This is a genomic window from Streptomyces sp. NPDC020362, assembly GCF_040642095.1.
Taxonomy (GTDB): domain Bacteria; phylum Actinomycetota; class Actinomycetes; order Streptomycetales; family Streptomycetaceae; genus Streptomyces.
In genome coordinates, this window is sequence record NZ_JBFAET010000195.1 from 1 (window position 1) to 16,757 (window position 16,757).

The 16,757-nt window shown below is 70.5% G+C and carries 11 protein-coding genes; 10 read left to right on the forward strand and 1 reads right to left on the reverse strand.

The window, feature by feature from the left end; genetic code table 11:
• Nucleotides 1–639: 5,10-methylenetetrahydrofolate reductase (locus AB0H32_RS39315; protein ID WP_361131473.1), on the forward strand; the 639-nt coding region annotated here is incomplete at its 5' end.
• Nucleotides 640–697: 58 nt separating this feature from the next.
• Here the strand turns inward: AB0H32_RS39315 and purU are convergent.
• Nucleotides 698–1,570: a formyltetrahydrofolate deformylase gene (purU, locus tag AB0H32_RS39320; RefSeq protein ID WP_361131476.1), complete on the reverse strand. Its 873-nt coding sequence runs from the start codon at nt 1,568–1,570 to the stop codon at nt 698–700.
• 219 nt (nt 1,571–1,789) lie between these two features.
• On the opposite strand from purU, the gene AB0H32_RS39325 reads away from it, so the two are divergent.
• The 9 genes from AB0H32_RS39325 to AB0H32_RS39365 form a co-directional block, all read left to right on the forward strand.
• A complete protein-coding gene (locus tag AB0H32_RS39325) occupies nt 1,790–3,259 on the forward strand; it encodes an aldehyde dehydrogenase family protein (RefSeq protein WP_361131479.1) in 1,470 nt (489 codons plus the stop codon).
• Nucleotides 3,260–3,279: 20 nt separating this feature from the next.
• Nucleotides 3,280–4,371, forward strand: coding sequence for a glycine betaine/L-proline ABC transporter ATP-binding protein (locus AB0H32_RS39330; protein ID WP_361131482.1), 1,092 nt, complete (start codon nt 3,280–3,282; stop codon nt 4,369–4,371).
• Nucleotides 4,371–6,380, forward strand: a complete 2,010-nt coding sequence (locus tag AB0H32_RS39335) for an ABC transporter permease subunit (protein WP_361131485.1) — start codon at nt 4,371–4,373, stop codon at nt 6,378–6,380. Before AB0H32_RS39330 ends, AB0H32_RS39335 begins: the two co-directional genes overlap by 1 nt.
• Nucleotides 6,381–6,393: 13 nt before the next feature.
• Complete coding sequence (locus tag AB0H32_RS39340; protein WP_361131488.1) at nt 6,394–7,359, forward strand: ABC transporter substrate-binding protein; 966 nt, start codon at nt 6,394–6,396, stop codon at nt 7,357–7,359.
• Between the two features lie 261 nt (nt 7,360–7,620).
• Nucleotides 7,621–10,059 (forward strand): FAD-dependent oxidoreductase, encoded by a 2,439-nt coding sequence (locus AB0H32_RS39345; protein ID WP_361131491.1) that lies wholly within the window; start codon nt 7,621–7,623, stop codon nt 10,057–10,059.
• Between the two features lie 22 nt (nt 10,060–10,081).
• Nucleotides 10,082–10,942, forward strand: a complete 861-nt coding sequence (locus AB0H32_RS39350; RefSeq protein WP_361131494.1) for a bifunctional methylenetetrahydrofolate dehydrogenase/methenyltetrahydrofolate cyclohydrolase — start codon at nt 10,082–10,084, stop codon at nt 10,940–10,942.
• Nucleotides 10,939–12,222, forward strand: coding sequence for a serine hydroxymethyltransferase (glyA, locus tag AB0H32_RS39355; RefSeq protein WP_361131497.1), 1,284 nt, complete (start codon nt 10,939–10,941; stop codon nt 12,220–12,222). The genes AB0H32_RS39350 and glyA overlap by 4 nt, the downstream gene beginning before the upstream one ends.
• On the forward strand, nt 12,219–13,451 hold the full coding sequence (locus AB0H32_RS39360; RefSeq protein ID WP_361131500.1) for a sarcosine oxidase subunit beta family protein: 1,233 nt from the start codon (nt 12,219–12,221) through the stop codon (nt 13,449–13,451). The genes glyA and AB0H32_RS39360 overlap by 4 nt, the downstream gene beginning before the upstream one ends.
• 24 nt (nt 13,452–13,475) lie before the next feature.
• A partial coding sequence (locus AB0H32_RS39365; RefSeq protein WP_361131502.1) for a sarcosine oxidase subunit alpha family protein occupies nt 13,476–16,757 on the forward strand: 3,282 nt, incomplete at its 3' end.

The window sequence follows — 16,757 nt, forward strand, 5'->3', positions numbered from 1 at the left end:
CACGTGCCCGCGCGGCTGCTGCGGGACGACACACACCTGAAGGACGTCGTCGAGCGGCTGCGCACGGTGGGCGTCGACGACGTCTTCGTCCCGGCGGGCGACGCCGCCCCGCCGGCCGGGCCGTACGACGGGGCGCTGCCGGTGCTGCGCCGACTGGACGAGCTGGGCGGGCCCTTCGCGCACCTGGGGATCACCGGATACCCGGAGAGCCATCCGCTCATCCACGACGACATCACCATCCAGGCGATGTGGGACAAGCGCGCGCACGCCACGTACATCGTCAGCAACCTGTGCTTCGATCCGCGCGTGCTCGGCGACTGGATCGCCCGTATACGGCGCCGCGACGTCACGCTGCCCGTGCACGTGGGCGTCGCCGGACCGGTGCAGCGCGCGAAGCTGCTGTCCATGGCGACGAAGATCGGGGTGGGGGAGTCCACGCGCTTCCTGACCAAGCACGCGTCCTGGTTCCTGCGGTTCGCTACGCCCGGGGGATACGTGCCCGAGAGACTGCTCGACCGCTGCGCGGAGGCGCTCGCCGCGCCGTCGGCCCGAGTGGCAGGCCTGCACGTCTTCACGTTCAACCAGATCGCCGAGACGGAGCGGTGGCGCCGCGCCCTGCTGGACCGGCTGGGCGGCTGAGGTCGCACACGAACGGGGGCGGGGCCGGATTCCGGCCCCGCCACCGTCGACGTGTCGTTCAGCGGAAGACCACCGTGCGGTTCCCCTCCACCATGACGCGGCTCTCGGTGTGCCACTTCACCGCGTGGGCCAGTACCTGTGCCTCCACGTCGCGGCCCACGGTGACCAGGTCGTCGGGGTCCAGGGAGTGGTCCACCCGGATCACGTCCTGCTCGATGATCTGGCCCTCGTCCAGGTCGGACGTCACATAGTGCGCCGTCGCGCCGACCAGCTTCACCCCGCGCTCGTAGGCCTGCTGGTAGGGCTTCGCGCCCTTGAAGCTCGGCAGGAACGAGTGGTGGATGTTGATGGCGCGGCCCTCCAGCTCCTTGCACAGGTCGTCGGAGAGCACCTGCATGTAGCGGGCGAGGACCACCAGGTCGACGTTCAGCTCACGCACCAGCTCCAGCAGGCGCGCCTCCGCCTCGGGCTTGGTGTCCCGGGTCACCGGGATGTGGTGGAAGGGGATGCCGTAGGTCTCCGCCAGCCCCTCGAAGTCGCGGTGGTTGGAGACGATGGCCGGGATCTCGATGTTGAGGGCGCCGCTGCGGCAGCGGAAGAGCAGGTCGTTGAGGCAGTGGCCGAACCTGGACACCATGATCAGCGTCCGGGTCGGGGTCGCGGCGTCCCGGAGGGTCCAGGTGATCCCGTGGGCCTCGGCGACCGGGCCGAACCGGTAACGCAGTATTTCCAGATCGACGTTGGGATCGGAAACGTCGAAGTGGACCCTCATGAAGAAACGGTCCTGGAGTCGATCATCGAACTGCTGGCTCTGCAGGATGTTGCCGGAGTTCCTGACGAGAAAGCCGCTCACTGCGTGGACCAGTCCGGCCGTGTCCGGACACGAGAGAGTGAGGACGTACTCACGGCCGGGATGCGGTCGAGGGGACATGTAGGGCCTCCCTTGGTGCGTATGGCACAACATGGTGAGCGATACGCAACAAGGTTGAGGTCCGTGCCGCCCGCGGTCAAGAGTGTCGGGGCATCTGCCGTGATGACCGAATCGGGATCCGCCAACCCCTTGACGTATGTCAGCCCATTCGGCCAGGGTGTTCCACCACAAGCAATTCAATGCACAATGCGCAACGAATTCCATCGAAGGGCTCGGCGCGTGGCAGATCTGTATGTGGACGGAGAATGGCGCGCTGCGGTGGCCGGCGGCCACCGGGAGATCCGCTGTCCGGCGGACGGCACGCTCGTCGCGAGGGTGCCCGAGGGAACCCGGGCCGACACCGAGGCCGCGATCGCCGCGGCCCGTCGGGCCTTCGACACCGGCCCCTGGCCGCACACCCCCGAACGTGAGCGCGGCGCTCTCCTGCTGCGCACCGCCGACATCATCGAGCGCGACGCCAAGGAGTTCGCCCGCGCCGAGTCGCTCGACACCGGCAAGCGCCTGGTCGAGAGCGAATACGACATCGCCGACGTCGTCTCCTGCTTCCGCTACTACGGCGGGATCGCCGGCACCAGCGCCGGCCGGGTGGTGGACACCGGCCGCGACGACGCCCTCAGCCGGGTGACCTACGAGCCCGTCGGCGTCTGCGGACTGATCACCCCCTGGAACTACCCCCTGCTTCAGGCGTCCTGGAAGGTCGCGCCCGCCCTCCTCGCCGGCAACACCGTCGTCCTCAAGCCCAGCGAGCTGACGCCCTCCACCTCGATCCTGCTGATGCGGGCCCTCCACGAGGCCGGGCTCCCGGCCGGCGCCGCCAACCTCGTCCTGGGCAGCGGCCCCGAAGCGGGCGCCCCGCTCTCCGAGGACCCGGGCGTCGACATGGTGTCCTTCACCGGCGGCCTGGCGACCGGGCGGCACATCATGGCCACCGCCGCCGCCACGGTGAAGAAGGTCGCGCTGGAACTCGGCGGCAAGAACCCGAACGTGGTCTTCGCGGACGCGGACTTCGAGACCGCCGTGGATTTCGCGCTCACCGCCGTCTTCCTGCACTCCGGGCAGGTCTGCTCGGCCGGCGCCCGGCTGATCGTCGAGGACTCCCTCCACGACGCCTTCGTCGACGAGGTCGTACGCCGCGCCCGACTGATCCGCCTCGGCGGTCCGTTCGACCCCGAGGCGGAGACCGGGGCGCTGATCTCCGCGCAGCACCGGGAGAAGGTCGAGGCGTACGTCGCCGCCGGTCTCGCCGAGGGCGCCGTGCTGCGCTGCGGCGGCGAGCGCCCCGACGACCCCGCGCTGGCGAACGGCTTCTACTACCCGCCCACCGTCCTCGACGAGTGCCGGCAGGACATGCGCGTGGTGCACGAGGAGTCCTTCGGCCCCGTGCTCACCGTCGAGCGCTTCCACGACGAGGACGACGCCGTCCGCATCGCCAACGACACGGAGTACGGACTCGCCGGGGCCGTCTGGACGCAGGACGCGGGCAAGGCCCAACGGGTCGCCCGGCGGCTGCGTCACGGCACGGTGTGGATCAACGACTACCACCCCTATGTGCCGCAGGCGGAATGGGGTGGCTTCGGGCACTCGGGCGTGGGCCGGGAGCTGGGACCGACCGGACTCGACGAATACCGAGAGCCAAAGCACGTCTGGCAGAACATCCAACCCCGGCCGCAGCACTGGTTCCGCGGCTGAACGCCGAAAAGAGGTCGATCGTGACCCCAGCACAGACCGAGGTGTCGCAGCGGCGCGACACGTCCCAGGGCCCCCAGGACCGCACCCCGGTCGTCTCCGTGCGCCGGCTGTGGAAGGTGTTCGGGCCGAAGGCCGACCGGGTGCCGGACTCCGAGGAGCTGTGCGGACTCACCCGCCGGGAGCTCATGGACCGCACCGGGTGCACCGCCGCCGTGCGCGACGTGAACTTCGAGGTGTCGTCCGGTGAGGTCTTCGTCGTCATGGGTCTGTCCGGTTCCGGCAAGTCCACCCTGGTGCGATGTCTGACGCGGCTGATCGAACCCACCGCGGGCGAGGTCGTCTTCGAGGGCGAGGACATCCGGGGTGCCGACCCCAGGCGGCTGCGCGAACTGCGGCGCAGCAAGTTCTCCATGGTCTTCCAGCACTTCGGGCTGCTGCCGCACCGCAGGGTCGTCGACAACGTGGCGTTCGGCCTGGAGATCCGTGGCATGGGCAGGACCGAGCGCACCAAGAAGGCCCTGGAGGTCGTCGAACTGGTGGGTCTCGCCGGATACGAGAACTCCTACCCGGACCAGCTCTCCGGCGGCATGCAGCAGCGCGTCGGTCTCGCCCGTGCCCTCGCCGGCGACCCCGACGTCCTCTTCTTCGACGAGCCGTTCTCCGCGCTCGACCCGCTGATCCGCCGCGACATGCAGAACGAGGTCATCCGCCTGCACCACGAGGTCGGCAAGACCATGGTCTTCATCACCCACGACCTCTCCGAGGCCCTGAAGCTGGGCGACCGCATCCTGATCATGCGCGACGGCAAGATGGTCCAGTGCGGCACCGGCGACGAACTCGTGGGCGCCCCTGCCGACGACTACGTACGGGACTTCGTCAAGGACGTGCCGCGCGGCGACGTACTGACCCTGCGCTGGATCATGCGCCCCGTGCAGCCCGACGACGCCCTCGACGGCCCCGAACTCGGCCCGGACGTCGTGGTGCGCGAGGCCACCCGTGCGGTGCTCGCCGCCGAGAAGCCGGTCAAGGTCGTCGAGGACGGGAAGCTGCTCGGCATCGTGGGCGATGAGGAGATCCTCGCGGTGGTGGCCGGGCAAGAGGGCGGTGTGTGATGGCCACAGTCCTGGAGAAGCCCGAGAATCCCGAGAAGACCGACAAGGTCCCGTCGGCGGCGGCCGCGCCGGCTGCCCGCAAGGTCAGCCGCGGCATGGCGCTGGCGGCGATCCTGGCCGCCTGGCTGGTGCTCTTCGCCGTGCTGCGCGGCCGGCAGACGCTGACCCTCGCAGCCGCCGACCTCACCGGCCTGCACCGCTGGTTGAACGACGTCAACGACACCGTCGGAGCCAACCGCAACTCCAACCCGCTCTTCCTCTACTTCTTCAACGAGATCCGCCTGGCCATCGACAACCTGGTGACGTTCGTCCAGTCCCTGATCTCGCAGCCCACCGGCAGCCGCCCGGTCCCGCAGATCGGCTGGCTCGGTGTCGTCGGACTCGCCGGGTACGTCTCCTGGGCCGTGGGCAACTGGCGGGTCGCCCTCCTGGCGGTGGCGGGCTTCACCTTCTTCGGGCTGCAGGGCCTGTGGCAGGAGAGCATGGACACGCTGGCGCTGACCCTGTCGGCGGTCTTCGTGGCGCTGCTCATCGGCATCCCGCTCGGCGTGTGGGCGGGGCTCTCCGACCGGTTCAACCGGATCATGACGCCCTTCCTGGACTTCATGCAGACGATGCCGACCTTCGTCTACCTCGCTCCGCTGACGCTGATCTTCCAGATCGGCGGGGCCTCCGCCGTGATCACCACGGTGATCTACGCGGCACCGCCCGCCATCCGCATCACCGCGCACGCCATCCGCTCCGTACCGGAGACCACCGTCGAGGCGGCGGACTCGCTCGGCACGACCCGGTCGCAGCAACTGCTGAAAGTGCTGCTGCCGATGTCCAAGCGCACGGTGGTCATGGGCGTCAACCAGACCATCATGGCCGCCCTGGCCATGGTGACCATCGCCGCCCTGATCGACGCACCGGGCCTCGGCAAGACCGTCGTGCAGGCCCTGCAATCGCTCGACGTCGGCACCGCCTTCAACGCCGGCCTCGCCATCGTCGTCATGGCCATCGTGCTCGACCGGGTCACCACGGCGGCGGCCGGACGCGCCGAGGCGGCCCGCCGCAGGGGCGGCCACCTCCTCAAGTGGCGCAGGCCGCTGCTGGCAGCGGGCGGGGTCGCGGTGGCTGTTCTGGTCTACCTGTCCCACACCTTCGTCTGGGCGGCCGAGTTTCCCGGGAACGGCACCGTTGGAAGTCACATCGCGAGCGTGGCCGACACCACGACCACCTGGCTGCAGGACAATCTCTCGGGCCTGACCAACGCCCTTCGGGACGCCCTCACCAACGGCCTGCTCAACCCGTTCCAGACGCTCCTCACCGACTCCCCGTGGTGGCTCGTCGGCGCCACCCTGGTCGCGCTCGGCGCGGTGCTCGGCGGATGGCGCGCCGGCGTGACCGCCGCCGTGTGCGTCGGGCTGCTCGTCGGCACGGGTCTGTGGTCGGACAGCATGACGACACTCGCCTCGACCGCCGTGGCCACGGTGCTGGTGATGCTGCTCGGCGCCGTCTTCGGCGTGTGGATGGGACGCAGCCTGTTCGTGGACCGGCTGGTGCGGCCCACCCTGGACGCCGCGCAGGTCATGCCGCCGTTCGTCTATCTCGTGCCGTTCCTGGCCCTTTTCGGTGCCACCCGGTTCACCGCGATCGTCGCGGCCGTCGTCTACGCGGCCCCCGTCGCCATCAAGATCATCGCGGACGGTGTGCGGAACGTTCCCGAGTCCACGGTGGAGGCGGCCACCTCGGCCGGGTGCAACACCTGGCAGATCATCACCAAGGTCCAGCTGCCGATGGCACGCAGCGCCCTGACTCTCGCGACGAACCAGGGGCTGATCTACGTGCTGTCGATGGTTGTGGTGGGCGGCCTGGTAGGGGCCGGCGCCCTCGGCTACGACGTCGTGGCCGGATTCTCGCAGGGAGAGCTGTACGGAAAGGGGCTGGCGGCGGGACTCGCCATCGTACTGCTCGGAGTCATGTTCGACAGGATCACTCAGGCTGCGGCGCGACGCACCAGGGCTTAAGGAGCAGGACACCATGGCAAGACACTGGCGAGCCGGCGCGGCCGGCCTGGCCGTCCTCGGCCTCACCCTCACGGCGTGCTCAGGGGCGAAGGTCGGCGACACCTCCTCCGCGGGCTCGAAGGGCTCGGGCGGCAAGTGCGGCACGTTCAACCTCGCCGTCAACCCGTGGGTGGGCTACGAGGCGGACGCGGCGGTCGTCGCGTACGTCGCACAGCACGACCTCGGCTGCACGGTCGACAAGAAGGACCTCAAGGAAGAGATCGCCTGGCAGGGCTTCGGGACCGGCGAGGTCGACGCCGTCCTGGAGAACTGGGGCCACGACGATCTGAAGAAGAAGTACATCACCGGCCAGAAGACCGCCGTCGAGGCGGGGCAGACCGGTAACAAGGGCATCATCGGCTGGTACGTGCCCCCGTGGCTGGCCAAGGCTCACCCGGACATCACCGACTGGAAGAACCTCGACAAGTACGCGTCCGAGTTCAAGACCTCCGAGTCGGGCGGCAAGGGCCAGTTGCTCGACGGCGACCCGTCGTACGTCACCAACGACGCGGCGCTGGTGAAGAACCTGAAGCTGGACTACAAGGTGGTGTACGCGGGCAGCGAGACCGCGCTCATCCAGGCCTTCCGGACGGCCGAGAAGAACAAGCAGTGGGTGATCGGCTACTTCTACGAGCCGCAGTGGTTCCTGTCCGAGGTGCCGCTGGTGAAGGTCAACCTCCCGAAGTACACGACGGGCTGCGACGCCGACGCCGCGAAGGTCGCCTGCGACTATCCCGTCTACGACCTGGACAAGGTCGTCAGCGCGAAGTTCGCCAAGTCCGGGAGCCCGGCGTACGACCTGGTGAAGAAGTTCAACTGGACCAACGACGACCAGAACACCGTGGCCAAGTACATCGCGGTGGACAAGATGTCCGACGAAGCGGCCGCCAAGAAGTGGGTCGAGGCGAACCGCGGCAAGGTCGACGCCTGGCTGAAGTAGCGGGCGGCGACACGTCCGGGTCACCGCCGCCGTCACCGTCTCCGGCCATGGAGCGGTGACGCGTCGGCGACCCCGAAAACCCCTGAACGGGCCCGGCAGGCTGCCAGTGCAGCCGGCCGGGCCCGTTGGTCTTTCGCGCTGTTCACCGACGCCATGCGCCCCCTTGACACCCCTCCTCGGGGGCAGGCACATTGAGTTGCGCAACCTGAATCAAGTTGCGCAGACAGCAACTGGACCGGTTTCGAGTTCGGAGGTTGAGCGATGGCGGGACCCCGAGTGGTCATCATCGGAGCGGGCGTCGTGGGAGCGGCCCTCGCGGACGAGATCTCCGCACGCGGCTGGACCGAAGTGACCGTGGTCGACCAGGGCCCCCTCCCGGCCACCGGGGGATCCTCCTCGCACGCCCCGGGCCTGGTCTTCCAGACGAACCCCTCCAAGACCATGACCGAGCTGGCCCGCTACACCGTCGAGAAGTTCTGCTCCCTCGACGTCGACGGCAAGCCCTGCTTCCTGCAGGTCGGCGGCCTCGAAGTGGCGACCACCCCCGAGCGCCTCGCCGAACTCCACCGCCGCCACGGCTGGATCACCGCCTGGGGCATCGAGGCGCGCCTGCTGACCCCCGACGAGTGCGTCGAGCAGCATCCGCTGGTCGACCGCGACAAGGTCCTCGGCGGCCTCCTCGTCCCCACCGACGGCCTCGCCAAGGCCGTCCTCGCCGTCGAGGCGCAGATCCGCCGGGCCACCGCACGCGGCGTGCGCTTCCTGGCCCGCCACGAAGTCCTCGACGTTCGGCAGAACGAGGGCCGTGTCACCGGCGTCCTGACCGACCAGGGCGAGATCCCCGCCGACATCGTCGTGTGCTGCGCCGGCATCTGGGGCCCGAAGATCGCCCGGATGGTCGGGATGAACCTCCCGCTCACTCCGCTCGCCCACCAGCTCGCCTGGACCGGGCCGGTACCGGCCCTCGCGGGCCAGACGGAAGAGGCGGTCCGCCCCATCCTGCGCCACCAGGACGCCGACCTCTACTACCGCGACCGCTTCGACGGCATCGGCATCGGCTACTACGGCCACCGCCCGATGCCCCTCTCCGCCGACGACATCCTCTCCGTCGACGAGGCCGAGGAAATGCCGTCCGTCCTGAAGTTCACCGAGGAGGACTTCGAGGACGCCTGGACCGCGACCCAGGCGCTGCTCCCCGCGACGAAGGAGGCCAAGGTCGAGGAGGGCATCAACGGCCTGTTCTCCTTCACCACCGACGGCTACCCGCTGCTCGGCGAGTCACCGGACGTCGAGGGCTTCTGGGTTGCGGAGGCCGTGTGGGTCACCCACTCCGCGGGCGTCGGCCGGGCCGTCGCCGAATGGCTGGTCGACGGCCACTGCTCCTCCTTCGACCTGCACGAGTGCGACGTCAACCGCTTCGAGCCGCACCAGCTCTCCCCGGAGTACGTCCTGGCCCGCGACTGCCAGAACTTCGTCGAGGTCTACGACATCCTCCACCCGCTCCAGCCGTCCGGGAAGCCGCGCCCCATCCGCACCAGCCCCTTCCACGCCCGCCAGCAGGAACACGGCGCGTTCTTCCTGGAGGCGAACGGCTGGGAGCGCCCGCAGTGGTACGAGGCCAACGCGTCCCTCGTCGAGGGCCGCAACATCCCGACCCCCAACGACTGGGCCGCCCGCTACTGGTCGCCCATCGTCGGCGCGGAGGCCCAGGTCACCCGCGAAACGGTCGCGATGTACGACATGACGGCCCTCAAGCGTCTGGAGGTGAGCGGCCCGGGTGCCGCGGACTTCCTGGAGGGCCTGTGCACCGGCAAGGTCGCCAAGTCGGTCGGCTCGGTGACCTACACCCTCCTCCTCGACCACGACGGCGGCATCCGCAGCGACGTCACCGTCGCCCGCCTGGCCCGCAACCTCTTCCAGGTCGGGGCCAACGGCAACCTGGACCTCGACTGGTTCACCCGCCACCTCCCCGCCGACGGCACGGTCCAGGTCCGCGACATCACCCCCGGGACCTGCTGCATCGGCCTGTGGGGCCCGCTCGCCCGCAAGGTGCTGCAGCCCCTCACCGACGAGGACTTCTCGAACGACGGCCTCAAGTACTTCCGCGCCAAGCGCGCCCACATCGGCAGCGTCCCCGTCACCGCGATGCGCCTGTCGTACGTCGGTGAACTCGGCTGGGAGCTGTACACCACCGCCGACCTCGGCCGGAAGCTCTGGGACACCCTCTGGGCCGCGGCCCGGCCGCTCGGCGGCATCATCGCGGGCCGCGGCGCCTTCAACAGCCTCCGCCTGGAGAAGGGCTACCGGTCCTTCGGCACCGACATGACCTACGAGCACGACCCCTACGAGGCCGGCGTCGGCTTCGCCGTCAAGCCCGACAAGGACGACTTCGTCGGCAAGGCGGCACTCGAACGCCGCAAGGCCGACGTCCGCCGCAGGCTGACCTGCCTCACCATCGACGACCCCCGGTCCGTCGTCATGGGCAAGGAGCCGGTCTACGACGGCGACCGCGCCGTCGGCTACGTCACCAGCGCCGCCTACGGCTACACGATCGGCAAGGGCATCGCCTACGCCTGGCTCCCTGCAGAGCTCGCCACCCCCGGCACCACCGTGCACATCGGCTACTTCGACCGGCGCGTCGAGGCGGTCGTCGCCGAGGAGCCCCTGTTCGACCCGACCATGTCCCGTCTCCGTGGTTAGCCCTGGGGAAGGAGTACCGCCGGTGACCGCACAACCGCTGGACGGCAAGGCGACCGCAGCCACCATCCGCCGCGAACTCGCCGACCGCGTCGCCAAGTCGACCGCCACCACCGGACGGCAGCCGGGCCTCGGCACCGTCCTGGTGGGCGACGACCCGGGCAGCCACGCCTACGTCGCCGGAAAGCACCGTGACTGCGCGCAGATCGGCGTCGCCTCCCTGCGCCGCGAACTGCCCGCCGACGCCACGCAGCAGCAGGTCGAGGACACCATCGACGAACTCAACGCCGACCCGGCCTGCACCGGCTACATCGTGCAACTCCCGCTCCCGCGCCACCTGGACGCGGGCGCCGTACTCGAGCGCATGGACCCCGCCAAGGACGCCGACGGACTGCACCCCGTCAACCTCGGCCGGCTCGTCCTCGGCGTCGAGGCACCACTGCCGTGCACCCCGCGCGGCATCGTCGAACTGCTGCGCCGGTACCAGGTGCCGCTCGCCGGAGCGCGCGTGTGCGTGATCGGCCGGGGCATCACGGTCGGACGTCCGCTCGGACTCCTGCTGACCCGCCGCTCCGAGAACGCCACCGTCACCCTGTGCCACACCGGAACCAAGGGCCTGGCCTGGCACGTACGCGAGGCGGACATCGTCGTCGCGGCAGCAGGCTCGCCCGGACTGATCACCAAGGACATGCTGCGCCCCGGCGCGGCGGTCCTGGACGTCGGCATCACCCGCACCGACCACGGGCTCGCCGGCGATGTGCACCCGGAGGCCGCCACGGTCGCCGGATGGCTCGCACCGATGCCCGGCGGCGTGGGCCCCATGACCCGGGCGATGCTGCTCGCCAACGTCGTCGAGGCCGCCGAGAGGAACGCGAACACCGTATGAACGCGCTGAACACCCCCCTGGCGGAGCTGGACCCCGAGGTCCACGCCGCCCTTCGCGCAGAGCTGCACCGCCAGCAGTCCACCCTGGAGATGATCGCCTCCGAGAACTTCGCGCCGTCCGCCGTGATGGAGGCCCAGGGGTCGGTCGCGACCAACAAGTACGCCGAGGGCTACCCCGGCCGTCGCTACTACGGCGGCTGCGAACACGTCGACGTCACCGAGCGCCTGGCCATCGAACGCGTCAAGTCCCTGTTCGGCGCCGGCTACGCCAACGTCCAGCCGCACTCGGGCGCCCAGGCGAACACCGCCGTCTTCTTCGCCCTCCTCCAGCCCGGCGACACCATCCTCGGCCTGGACCTCGCGCACGGCGGACACCTCACCCACGGCATGCGCATCAACTACAGCGGCAAGATGCTCAATGTCGTCCCGTACCACGTCGCCGAGACGGACAACCTCGTGGACATGGACGAGGTGGAGCGCCTCGCCAAGGAGCACCGCCCCAAGATGATCATCGCGGGCTGGTCGGCGTACCCGAGGCAGCTGGACTTCGCGGCCTTCCGCCGCATCGCCGACGAGGTCGGTGCCCTCCTCATGGTCGACATGGCGCACTTCGCGGGCCTGGTCGCCGCAGGACTCCACCCCAGCCCCGTCCCGCACGCGCACGTGGTCACCACCACGACGCACAAGACGCTCGGCGGCCCCCGCGGCGGCGTCATCCTCACCAACGACGCCGACCTGGCCAAGAAGATCAACTCGGCGGTGTTCCCCGGAATGCAGGGCGGACCGCTGGAGCACGTCATCGCCGCGAAGGCGGTCTCCTTCAAAGTGGCGGCGTCGCCCGAGTTCGCCGAACGCCAGGCCCGCACGCTGGCCGGCGCCCGCATCCTGGCCGAGCGCCTGACCCGGCCGGATGCCGCAGCTGCGGGCGTCAAGGTGCTGACCGACGGCACGGACGTCCATCTCGTCCTGGTCGACCTCCGGGACTCCTCCCTGGACGGCCGTCAGGCGGAGGACCTGCTCCACGAGATCGGCATCACCGTCAACCGCAACGCCGTCCCCTTCGACCCACGCCCGCCCATGGTGACCTCCGGCCTGCGCATCGGCACCCCCGCCCTGGCCACCCGCGGCTTCACCGAGGAGGACTTCGCCGAGGTCGCCGACGTGATCGCCCTGGCCCTGACGCCCGAGCCCGACGTGCCCGCGCTGCGCTCCCGGACCGAAGCCCTGGCCGCCAGGCACCCGCTCTACCCGCACCTTTCGGAAGCCGGAGACGCCCGATGAGCCCCAGCACCCCAGGCGCCGACCTCCCCGACCACCCCGACTGGCTCTGGCGCACCCCCGAGCCGAAGCGGTCGTACGACGTGGTGATCGTCGGTGGCGGCGGACACGGCCTCGCCACCGCCCACTACCTGGCGAAGAACCACGGCATCACCAACGTCGCCGTGCTGGAGAAGGGCTGGCTCGCGGGCGGCAACATGGCCCGCAACACCACGATCATCCGCTCCAACTACCTGTGGGACGAGAGCGCGGGCATCTACGAACACGCTCTCAAGCTGTGGGAAGGGCTGGAGGAAGAGCTGGACTACCCGATCCTCTTCTCCCAGCGCGGCGTGCTGAACCTCGCCCACAGCCTCCAGGACGTCCGCGACAGCGTGCGCCGCGTCGAGGCGAACCGACTGAACGGCGTGGACGCCGAATGGCTCGACGCCGAGCAGGTCAAAGAGGTCTGCCCGATCGTCAACACCTCACCCGACGTGCGCTATCCGGTCCTCGGCGGCACCTACCAGCCGCGCGCCGGCATCGCCAAGCACGACTACGTGGCCTGGGGCTTCGCCCGCTCGGCGGATGCGGCCGGGATCGACATCATCCAGAACTGCGAGGTCACGGGTCTCGACGTGGTCGGCGGCCGCGTGGTCGGCGTCCGGACCACCCTGGGCCCGATCGCAGCCGGCAGGGTGGCCCTCTGCTCGGCCGGCCACACCTCGGTGCTGGCGGCGATGGCGGGCATCGAACTCCCTCTGCAGAGCCACCCGTTGCAGGCGCTGGTCTCCGAGCTCCTGGAGCCCGTGCACCCGACGGTGGTCATGTCCAACGCCGTCCACGTGTACGTCAGCCAGGCGCACAAGGGCGAGCTGGTGATGGGCGCGGGCATCGACGCGTACAACTCCTACACCCAGCGCGGAGCGTTCCACATCATCGAGGAACAGATGTCCGCGGCCCTGGAGCTCTTCCCGGTCTTCGCCCGCGCCCACGTGCTGCGCACCTGGGGCGGCATCGTCGACGTCAGCCCCGACGCCTCACCGATCGTCGGCCTCACCCCCGTCGACAACCTCTACCTCAACTGCGGCTGGGGAACGGGCGGCTTCAAGGCCACCCCGGGCGTCGGCTGGGTCTACGCCCACACCATCGCCCACGACACCCCCCACGCCCTCAACGCCCCCTTCTCGCTCGACCGTTTCACCACCGGCGCGCTCGTCGACGAGCACGGCGCGGCCGCGGTGGCCCACTAGGGATCCTCAAGGGAGCCGAACGACATGCTGCTCATCCCCTGCCCGTGGTGCGGGCCCCGCGACGAGGCCGAGTTCCACTACGGTGGCCAGGCGCACGTGGCCTACCCCGAGGACCCGGCCGCCCTCACCGACGAGGAGTGGGCGCGGTACCTGTTCTTCCGCGACAACCCGAAGGGGCCGTTCGCCGAGCGCTGGAGCCACGCGGCGGGGTGCCGCCGGTGGTTCAACGCGGTGCGGGACACGGCGAGCAACGAGATCCTCGCCGTCTACCGGACGGGGGAGCCGCGTCCGGAGACGCTGGAGCCCCGTCCAGTGACTTCTCAGCCGGCTCTGGCTGTGCCGGCCCGTCCGGCGATTGAGGACGAGGCCCGTTCAGGGCCGACGGGGATCCAGGGGGTGGAGCCCCCTGGCGGGGCCGAAGGGGTGGAGCCCCTGCAGGACGGGACGGGTAGGGGCGTCGGGGGCGCTGCGTCCATCAGCGGCTCCACCGCGGGCCGTCCGTTCCGCACCCTCACCGGTGGCCGGATCGACCGCGACACCCCCCTCACCTTCACCTTCGACGGCACCGAATACCAGGGCTACCGAGGCGACACCCTCGCCTCCGCCCTCCTTGCCAACGGCGTCATCGCGGCAGCTACCAGCGTCAAGCTCGGCCGCCCCCGCGGCATCTTCTCGGCCGGCGTCGAGGAGCCGAACGCGGTGGTCCAGATCGAGGCCCCCTTCCCCGAGCCGATGCTCCCCGCGACGACCGTCGAGCTGTACGACGGCCTGGTCGCGAGCAGCCTGCCCGGCCAGGGCCGCCTCGCCACCGAACCGGACCCCGCCCGCTACGACGCCGTGCACGCCCACTGCGACCTGCTGATCGTCGGCGCGGGCCCGGCCGGCCTCGCGGCGGCAGCCGCGGCAGCACGCAGCGGCGCCCGCGTCATCCTCGCCGACGACCAGCCGGAGCCCGGCGGCAGCCTGCTCGGCACGGCCGAACACCTCGACTGGGTCTCGGCCACCGCCGCCCTGCTGGACGCGGCCCCCGAGGTGCGCGTCCTGCGCCGCACCACCGTCTTCGGCTACTACGACGACAACCACCTCCTGGCCGTCGAACGCCGTACCAACCACCTCGGCGCCGGGGCCCCCGAGAACGTCTCCCGCGAACGCGTCTGGCGCATCCGCGCCCGCCGAGTCGTCCTCGCCACCGGCGCCCATGAGCGCTCGCTGGCCTTCGGGGACAACGACCGCCCCGGCGTGATGCTGGCCGCCTCGGCCCGCACGTACGTCAACCGCCACGGAGTCGCCCCCGGCCGCCACGCCGTCGTCTTCACGACGAACGACAGCGCCTACCCCGCCGCCCTCGACCTCGCGGCAGCGGGCGTCGAGATCGCGGCGGTCGTCGACACGCGCCCCACACCGGGGGAGTGGGCCGACCGTGCCCGGTCCGCCGGGATCGAGGTGCTGACGGGCCACGCAGTCACCGGCACGGAGGGCGAGGCCCGCCTCACCGCTGTAACGGTCGCCCCGTACGGAGAGTTTGCCGGGCGGCGTGAGTTCGCCGTCGACCTCCTGCTGGTCTCCGGCGGCTGGAACCCCGTGGCGCACCTGTTCAGCCAGGCCGGCGGCAGGCTCCGCCACGACGAGGCGCTCGGCACGTTCGTCCCGGACACCTGCCGTCAGGCGCTGGAGGTCGCGGGCAGCGCGGCCGGCACCTTCGACCTCGCCGCAGTGCTCGCCCAGGGCGCGGCGGCGGGAGTCCGTGCCGTCGAAGCCGAGGGCCACACCGCTGAGGCTCCCGCGCTGCCCGCGGTCACCACCCGGCCACAGTCGCCGCCCATGCACGTCTTCGCGGTCCCGGCACCGACCGACGCACCCCGCTTCGTCGACCTCCAACGCGACGTCACCGTCGACGACCTGGCCCGCGCGACCGGAGCGGGCCTGCGCTCGGTCGAGCACACCAAGCGCTACACCACGGCAGGCACGGCCAACGACCAGGGCAGGACAGCCGGCGTTCTCGCCAGCGGCATCGTCGCGGAACTCCTCGGCGTGGACATCTCCGCGCTCGGCCTGCCGACGTTCCGCCCGCCCTACACGCCCGTCTCCTTCGCCACCCTCGCGGGCCGCGACCGTGGCGCGCTGCACGACCCGATACGCACGACCGCCCTGCACGGCTGGCATGCCGAGCACGGCGCCCTCTTCGAGAACGTCGGTCAGTGGAAGCGGCCCTGGTACTACCCGCAGGACGGCGAGGACATGGAGACCGCCGTGCTGCGCGAGTGCCGTGCCGCCCGCGAGGGCGTCGCGTTCATGGACGCCTCCACCCTCGGCAAGATCGACGTGCAGGGGCCGGACGCCGCAGCCTTCCTCGATCTGCTCTACACCAACATGATGAGCACCCTGAAGGCCGGCACGATCCGCTACGGCGTGATGTGCCGCCCGGACGGCATGATCTTCGACGACGGCACCGTCATCCGGCTCGCCCAGGAGCGCTTCCTGGTCACCACCACCACCGGCAACGCGGCGGCCGTTCTGGACTGGATGGAGGAGTGGCTGCAGACCGAGTGGCCCGAACTGCGCGTCCACTGCACCTCCGTCACCGAGCAGTGGGCGACCGTCGCCCTGGTCGGCCCAAGCTCCCGCAGGCTCCTCGGCTCGCTCGCGCCCCAACTTGCCGTGTCCAACGACGACTTCCCGTTCATGGCGTGGCGGGAGACGACCGTGGCGGGCATCGAGGCGCGCGTGTGCCGGATCAGCTTCTCCGGTGAACTCGCCTACGAGATCAACGTGTCGCCGTGGGACGCCCTCACGTTGTGGCAGGCGCTGTACGAGGCCGGTGCCCCGTACGGCATCACCCCGTACGGGACCGAGACCATGCACGTCCTGCGCGCCGAGAAGGGCTACCCGATCATCGGTCAGGACACCGACGGCACGGTCACCCCGCAGGACCTGGGCATGAGCTGGGCGGTGTCGAAGAAGAAGCCCGACTTCATCGGCAAGCGCTCCTACGCCCGCGCCGACACCGTCCGCCCCGACCGCAAGCACCTCGTCGGCCTGCTGCCCGTGGACCCGGCCGTCTTCCTCCCCGAGGGCACCCAACTGGTCGCCGACAGCGTACTGCCCGCCCCGCCGGTCCCGATGCTGGGCCATGTCACCTCCAGCTACCGCAGCGCCGCGCTCGGCCGGACCTTCGCGCTCGCCCTGATCAAGGGCGGCCGGGACCGTATCGGCGAACGGCTGTACGCACCCGTCGGCGACCGGCTGCTCCCGGTGACCGTCGCAAGCCCCGTCCTCTACGACCCCGAGGGAGCCCGCCGCGATGGC

Coding starts and splice junctions, on each gene's coding strand:
- AB0H32_RS39360 (WP_361131500.1), top strand. CDS start 12,219: ATGAGCCCCAGCACCCCAGGCGCCGACCTCCCCGACCACCCCGACTGG.
- purU (WP_361131476.1), bottom strand. CDS start 1,570: ATGTCCCCTCGACCGCATCCCGGCCGTGAGTACGTCCTCACTCTCTCG.
- AB0H32_RS39340 (WP_361131488.1), top strand. CDS start 6,394: ATGGCAAGACACTGGCGAGCCGGCGCGGCCGGCCTGGCCGTCCTCGGC.
- AB0H32_RS39345 (WP_361131491.1), top strand. CDS start 7,621: ATGGCGGGACCCCGAGTGGTCATCATCGGAGCGGGCGTCGTGGGAGCG.
- AB0H32_RS39335 (WP_361131485.1), top strand. CDS start 4,371: ATGGCCACAGTCCTGGAGAAGCCCGAGAATCCCGAGAAGACCGACAAG.
- glyA (WP_361131497.1), top strand. CDS start 10,939: ATGAACGCGCTGAACACCCCCCTGGCGGAGCTGGACCCCGAGGTCCAC.